Annotated in this window: 6 protein-coding genes; 4 read left to right on the top strand and 2 right to left on the bottom strand. The window is 31.1% G+C overall.

Going from position 1 to position 7,106, the window contains the following annotated elements; genetic code table 11:
• Positions 1-388 precede the first annotated feature (388 nt).
• Positions 389-2,566, bottom strand: a complete 2,178-nt coding sequence (gene rnr / locus Q0075_RS09965; protein WP_297869374.1) for a ribonuclease R — start codon at positions 2,564-2,566, stop codon at positions 389-391.
• A gap of 116 nt (positions 2,567-2,682) precedes the next feature.
• On the opposite strand from rnr, the gene Q0075_RS09960 reads away from it, so the two are divergent.
• The 3 genes from Q0075_RS09960 to Q0075_RS09950 all read left to right on the top strand — a co-directional run bounded on the left by Q0075_RS09960 (position 2,683) and on the right by Q0075_RS09950 (position 4,835).
• A complete protein-coding gene (locus Q0075_RS09960; RefSeq protein ID WP_297869373.1) occupies positions 2,683-2,922 on the top strand; it encodes a DUF2007 domain-containing protein in 240 nt (79 codons plus the stop codon).
• Between the two features lie 623 nt (positions 2,923-3,545).
• On the top strand, positions 3,546-3,977 hold the full coding sequence (gene rpiB, locus Q0075_RS09955; protein ID WP_297869372.1) for a ribose 5-phosphate isomerase B: 432 nt from the start codon (positions 3,546-3,548) through the stop codon (positions 3,975-3,977).
• Positions 3,978-4,001: 24 nt separating this feature from the next.
• The gene (locus Q0075_RS09950; RefSeq protein ID WP_297869371.1) at positions 4,002-4,835 is read left to right on the top strand and encodes an NAD(P)H-hydrate dehydratase; all 834 of its coding nucleotides are present in this window, start codon (positions 4,002-4,004) and stop codon (positions 4,833-4,835) included.
• Here the strand turns inward: Q0075_RS09950 and Q0075_RS09945 are convergent.
• Positions 4,800-5,072, bottom strand: a complete 273-nt coding sequence (locus tag Q0075_RS09945; protein WP_291107969.1) for a DUF1294 domain-containing protein — start codon at positions 5,070-5,072, stop codon at positions 4,800-4,802. The two genes, Q0075_RS09950 and Q0075_RS09945, sit on opposite strands and share 36 nt — an antisense overlap.
• A gap of 53 nt (positions 5,073-5,125) precedes the next feature.
• Between Q0075_RS09945 and Q0075_RS09940 the strand changes: the two genes are divergently transcribed.
• The coding region (locus Q0075_RS09940) for a Tex family protein (protein WP_297869370.1) at positions 5,126-7,106 on the top strand (1,981 nt) is incomplete at its 3' end.

The raw sequence follows: 7,106 nt of genomic DNA, 5'->3' as shown, positions 1-7,106 counted from the left end.
CAACAGAAATATTAACAACTTAAAAATTAATCTAGTTTAATAATGCACTACGGGTTGATACTATAATTAGTAATTCTAAAAAGTTTAAAATCAATCTATTTTTGATTAAAATTTTAAAAAAATAATCAAGGAAAAGTAAAATAACTATAACAATTAAAAATTGGAGTTTTAATTTAAAAACTTCATAAAAAGAAATTGTATTAAAATTAAACTCTTGCCAAATTAAATGTATCGTGATTACAAAAGGTAAGAAAGAAATAACACTAAAAACTGAAATATTTCTTTTTATAAATTCAACTAACTTCATCTTATGATAAGATTTCTCCTCACGTCGAAATAACAACTTTAAGTTTAACTATTCACTAATTACTATTCACTAATCACTTAATTACTCTCTCTTTCTCAAATAATGAAAATCCAATTGTTTTTTTACTAAATCGGCATTTTTTACTTTAACGTAAACTTCATCGCCTAATTGTATGATATTTTTAGAAACTTCACCTATTAATGCATATTGTTTGTCATCAAAGGTGTAATAATCATCTCTAATTTCACGAATTCTAACCATTCCTTCACATTTGTTTTCGATGATTTCTACATAAATTCCCCATTCGGTTACACCAGAAACTACACCTAAAAACTCTTGATCTTTGTGATCTTGCATGTATTTTACTTGCATGTATTTCACAGAATCACGTTCGGCTTGAGCGGCTAAAGCTTCCATTTGTGAAGAATGTTGACATTTTTCTTCATAATCTTCTTCACTTACACTTTTTCCGCCGTCTATGTAATGTTGTAACAAACGGTGTGCCATAACATCTGGATAACGACGAATTGGAGAAGTAAAATGACTATAATAATCAAATGCTAATCCGTAGTGACCAATATTTTCTGTAGAATACGCTGCTTTACTCATACTTCGAATGGTAAGTGTATCAACCAAATTTTGTTCTTTTTTACCCACAACTTCCGAAAGTAAATTATTCAAAGAATTCGAAATATCTTTTTTAGAACGGAAATTTATCGAATATCCAAACTTAGCAATCACGGTTTGAAGATTGATTAATTTATCTTCATTTGGTTCATCATGAATACGATACACAAAGGTTTTCTTTTGTTTCCCAATGAATTCTGCTACTTTTCTATTCGCTAACAACATGAATTCTTCAATCAAATGATTTGCATCTTTACTTTGTTTGAAGTAAACTCCAATTGGTTCCGCCTCTTCATTTAAATTGAATTTTACTTCTACTTTATCAAACGAAATTGCGCCAGCTGCCATTCTTTTTCTACGAAGAATTTTTGCTAATTCATCCATTTTTAAAGTAGCATCTACAATTGGTTTTGGAACACTATATTCACTTCCAGTTAATGAAATTTCCGCTGGAATAACATCAGATTTTGTTTCGATGATACTCTGAGCTTCTTCATACGTAAAACGTTGATCAGAATACGTTACGGTTCTTCCAAACCATGCATCTAAAACTTCTGCTTTATCATTCAATTGAAAAACCGCTGAAAACGTATATTTTTCTTCATGAGGTCGAAGTGAACAAGCAAAGTTAGATAATACTTCTGGAAGCATTGGAACTACTCGATCTACTAAATAAACCGAAGTAGCTCTTTTATACGCTTCATCATCTAAAATAGTTCCTTCTTGTAAATAATGTGAAACATCGGCAATATGAACTCCGATTTCGTAATTTCCATTTTCTAAAATCTGAAACGATAAAGCATCATCAAAATCTTTAGCATCTTTAGGGTCAATCGTAAAGGTTAAAACATCACGCATATCGCGACGTTTTTTAATTTCTTCTTCTGTTATTGAAGTATCAATTTTATTAGCATACGCTTCCACTTCAATTGGAAAATCATACGGTAAACCGTATTCCGCTAAAATGGCGTGAATTTCGGTATTGTGTTCACCTGGTTTTCCTAGTACTTTTATCACAGAACCAAAAGGAGAATCGGCTTTTTTAGGCCAATCTTCTAAAGTTACTAAAACAACATCACCGTGTTCAGCTTCACCAATTTTATTTTTTGGGATGAAAATATCAGTATACATTTTAGCATTAGCAGTCGTTACAAAAGCAAAGTTTTTTTGAATATCAATAACGCCAACAAACTCTGTTTTTTTACGTTCTAAAATTTCTAAAACTTCAGCTTCTGGTTTACGGGAACTTCTTCTGTTGTAGATATACGCTTTTACTTTATCACCATCTAAAGCATGATTTAAATTAATAAACGGAATAAAAACGTCGTCTTCTAATTCGTCACAAACAAAGTAACCTGTTTTACGAGAAGTCATATCAACAATTCCTTCGTAATATTCGGATTTAGAAATAATTTGATATTTTCCAATTTCCGTTTCGTGAATTTTATCTTGTGCTTTAAGTATTTTTAAATCTCTAATTATTTCGTTTCGGCTTTTGGTATCGCTTAACTCTAAAACAGCAGCTATTTGCTTGTAATTAAAAGATTTAGAAGGTTCTCTTGAAAGTATTTTAAATATTTGTGCAGTAAAATCTTTTGGTTTCTTTCCTAATTTTTTTGGTTTCTTACTCATTGTATCATTTTCAATTATTGGTTAAAGTTACAAAATACAACGATGTAAACCGAAAATGTATTTCAGTTTTAATATAATAATAACTTATCGTAACTTTATAAAGTAAATCAATTAGAATGGAAAATTTTGTAAACGTTGCTGTTTTTAACTACCAACACGAAACTTTAATTATTAAAAATTTATTAGAGCAAGAAGGTATTGCTTACTTTTTTGAAAACGAAACTATCGTTGGAATTGATCCCTTCACTACAATTGCTTACGGCGGAATCAAATTAAAAGTGCATCCAAACGATGAAGCAACCGTAAAAGAAATTCTTAAAAAATTAAATGAAGACAATCATTTAAAAATTGTTTAATTTTTTAAAAGCTGAAAGTTTTCAACATATATTAAAAACAACAAAAAATATTTTTAATTAAATTTAAATTTATAATGGTTATTATAGCGTGTTAATATGTGGAATAAGTTTTTTTACAGAAGTAGTTTTTAAAAGTTATCTTTACTTATACAACGTAATTAACAATTTAAAAAATTAGTAAAGAACTGAAAATAAGAGTTTCTAAATTCTTTAATTTATAGTTATCAACAGTTGTTGAAATATGATTTTATATTTGTTTTGTAAATAACTTCAATTGTTGATTTCTGTTGAAAACTGATTTTTTTCTATTAATAACTTTTCTAAAAATTTATAAAACTAAATTAGGATTTTTAATTCCAGTTTTGGATTACAAATTTTTTCTTTACAACCTAAAAAAACTTCTAAATTTCTATTCAAAGTTGTTAACAATTATTGTTAAATTAAGGTTAACTGATTATCAATGATTTGCGTAAAGATGTTAACAATGTGTAATTTTTAGTTCACTTTATTACATAATTCATTGGTTTTAAAGTATTTGGTTAAAAAAATATCAAAATAAGAATCATATTATTAATACTCCTTAATCTTTAGTATTTTTGCATATATAAAACACACAACAACTTATGAAAATTTCAATTGGAAACGACCACGCTGGTCCAGATTATAAAAAAGCTATTGTTGAATTCTTAGAACAAAAAGGACATACCGTTTACAACCACGGAACTGATACTTTTGATAGTGTAGATTACCCAGATTTTGGCCACCCAGTAGCTTATGATGTAGAAAGTAAAAAAGCCGATTTAGGAATTGTAATTTGTGGTTCTGGAAATGGAATTGCTATGACAGCTAACAAACACCAAGATATTCGTTGTGCACTTTGTTGGACAAAAGAAATTGCTGCTTTAGCACGTCAACATAATGATGCTAATATCATTAGTATTCCAGCTCGTTATACTTCTATTCAACAAGCTATTGAAATGGTAGATACGTTTTTAAATACTCCATTTGAAGGCGGAAGACACGGAAATCGTGTGAAAAAAATCGCTTGTAAATAATAAATAACCTTAAAATCAATTCAAATGGAACTTCTAAAAATAGATTTGAATTGTATTAAAAACATTTATAAAAAACGACCATGTGATTCTCACAAAAGAACACATGGTCATGCTTTGTTGATTGCAGGAAGCACAAACAAAATGGGCGCTGCTATTATTGCTTCAAAAGCTTGTCTACGTTCAGGTGTTGGGTTATTAACAGTAGCTTTTTATCCCGAAAACAAAAGTGTTCTTTTCAATTCGATTCCTGAAGCCATGTATGCCAATTCTTTTGTGATGAACGATTCATCGCCTTATAATGCTATCGGAATTGGTCCCGGAATTGGAGTTGATGAAATCAGCCTGCAATACATTTACGAATTATACGAAAACAAACTTCCTGTTGTTTTGGATGCCGATGCTTTGAATTTAATTGCGAAATACAAAATCGATTGGAAGCATTTTAATTTTCCATTTGTGCTAACACCACATCCAAAAGAGTTTGACCGATTGTTTGGTGAACACCATTCAGAATCACAAAGAAGAAAAACAGCCATACAAAAAGCCAAGGAATTCAATTGTGTTATTGTTTTAAAAGGTCATAAAACGTTCATTACTAACGGAACTCAGAATTTTGAAAATACAACAGGTAATTCAGGTTTAGCAAAAGGCGGTTCTGGAGATGCCTTAACTGGAATGATTACTTCGTTTTTAGCCCAAGGTTATACAACTTTAGAAGCTACCAAATTAGGCGTTTATCTTCACGGATTAGCTGCCGATATCACACTTCAAACGCAAAGTGAAGAAAGCATGTTAATAACCGATGTTATCGAAAATATAGGTTTAGTTTTTAAACATTTGAATTCCGAAATACAATAAAACAACTTGAAGTATCGCAATAGCATAGAAACTCAAAATAAAAGAAAATTTATTGGTTTTGTGTTTGAAAAGGTACATGCTTACAATTCCTCCAATAGTTCCACCAACGCTAGTCAAAAAAAGTAATTTGAATTCTGAAATTCGTCTTTTATTCTTTTTAGCTTGCCATTTATCGAAGCCAAATGTTAAAAAACAAAGGCTATTAATCACAATTAAATAAATAAATAGTACTTCCAAAAGCTAATAATTTTGTCCAAAGATAGTATTTTAGCAGTTCAATTTTATTTACAATGACCAATATCCAATTCATTCAAAACCAAACTAACATTACTCCAAAAAGCATTGAAGCTACTATAAAATTACTTTCAGAAGATTGTACGATTCCGTTTATTTCCCGTTACCGAAAAGATCAAACTGGAAATTTAGATGAGGTACAAATCGAGGCCATTTCGAAATTAAACAAGCAATTTGATGAAATCATCAAACGAAAAGAAAGTATTCTTAAATCGATTGAAGAGCAAAATGCACTTTCACCAGAATTGAAATCCAAAATTGAAAACAGCTTCGATTTACAAGAATTGGAAGATTTCTATTTGCCTTATAAAAAGAAGAAAAAAACCAAAGCTGATGTCGCTCGTGAAAACGGATTAGAACCTTTGGCAAAAATCATCATGAGTCAAAAAAATGAGGATATTGAGTTTTTAGCTTCTAAATATTTGAATGAGAATGTAAAAAACGAAGACGAAGCTTTACAAGGTGCTCGCGATATTATTGCCGAATGGATTAACGAAAATATCTTTATTCGTAAAAATCTTCGTAGAATGTTCCAACGAAAAGCTGAAATCACCACGAAGGTTGTAAAAACTAAAAAAGATGATGAAGCGGCTCAAAAATTTTCCCAATATTTCGATTGGGCAGAACCGATTTCCAAAGCGCCATCGCATCGTTTATTAGCTATGTTGCGAGCTGAAGCGGAAGGTTTTGTAAAACTAAATGTTGCAATTGAAAAAGAAGAAGCTATTGATTTTATTGAAGAAAATATCATCAAAAATAAAAATTCCGATGCAACCGAACATTTAGAATTAGCGATAAAAGACAGTTATAAACGTTTGTTAGAACCCGCTATTTCGAACGAAACCTTGCAAGAAGCAAAAGCAAAAGCTGATATAAAAGCGATTGATGTGTTTTCCGAAAATTTACGTCAGTTACTATTAGCACCACCATTGGGCGAAAAACGAATTTTAGCCATCGATCCAGGTTACAGAACGGGTTGTAAAGTCGTGTGTTTGGATGAAAAAGGCGATTTATTAAACAACGAAACCATTTATCCACACGCACCACAAAACGACACTACTATGGCGATGAAAAAGATTCGTTCGATGGTAAATGCCTATAATATTGAAGCTATTTCTATTGGAAACGGAACAGCTTCTCGTGAAACGGAATTTTTCATCAAAAAAATCGCTTTTGATAAACCAGTTCAAGTTTTTGTAGTTTCGGAAGCGGGAGCATCAGTATATTCTGCGAGTAAAATTGCGCGTGAAGAATTTCCAAATTACGATGTAACGGTTCGTGGTTCGGTTTCCATTGGAAGACGACTTTCAGATCCATTGGCAGAATTGGTAAAAATCGACCCAAAATCTATTGGTGTTGGACAATATCAGCACGATGTAGATCAAACCAAATTACAATCTGCTTTAGATAGTACGGTAATGAGTTGCGTGAATTCTGTAGGTATTAACATCAATACAGCAAGTAAATCGTTGTTGAGTTATGTATCAGGAATTGGTGAAAAAATGGCGGAAAATATCGTTGCTTATCGTTCGGAAAATGGACCTTTTGAAGATAGAAAGCAACTGAAAAAAGTACCTCGATTGGGCGAAAAAGCGTACCAACAAGCAGCAGCTTTCATCAGAATTCGTGATGGAAAAAATCCATTGGATAATTCAGCGGTTCACCCAGAAGCTTATCTTATTGTAGAAAAAATGGCAAAAGATTTAGGCATCAAAACCAATGAATTAATCGCTAATAAAGAAAAAATCGCTCAAATAAAACCTGAAAATTACATCACAGCCGAAATCGGAATTTTAACTTTAAAAGATATTCTAAAAGAGCTAGAAAAACCAGGTTTAGATCCAAGAAAAGCCACAAAAATTTTCGAATTCGATCCAAATGTGCGTTCCATTTCAGATTTAAGAACCGGCATGATTTTACCCGGAATTGTGAATAACATTACCGCTTTTGGATGTTTTGTAGATTTAGGAATCAAAG

The organism is uncultured Flavobacterium sp. (assembly GCF_937967675.1).
GTDB lineage: Bacteria > Bacteroidota > Bacteroidia > Flavobacteriales > Flavobacteriaceae > Flavobacterium.
This window is presented reverse-complemented; position numbering and strand designations above follow the sequence as displayed.

Coding starts and splice junctions, on each gene's coding strand:
- rnr (WP_297869374.1), bottom strand. CDS start 2,566: ATGAGTAAGAAACCAAAAAAATTAGGAAAGAAACCAAAAGATTTTACT.
- Q0075_RS09960 (WP_297869373.1), top strand. CDS start 2,683: ATGGAAAATTTTGTAAACGTTGCTGTTTTTAACTACCAACACGAAACT.
- rpiB (WP_297869372.1), top strand. CDS start 3,546: ATGAAAATTTCAATTGGAAACGACCACGCTGGTCCAGATTATAAAAAA.
- Q0075_RS09950 (WP_297869371.1), top strand. CDS start 4,002: ATGGAACTTCTAAAAATAGATTTGAATTGTATTAAAAACATTTATAAA.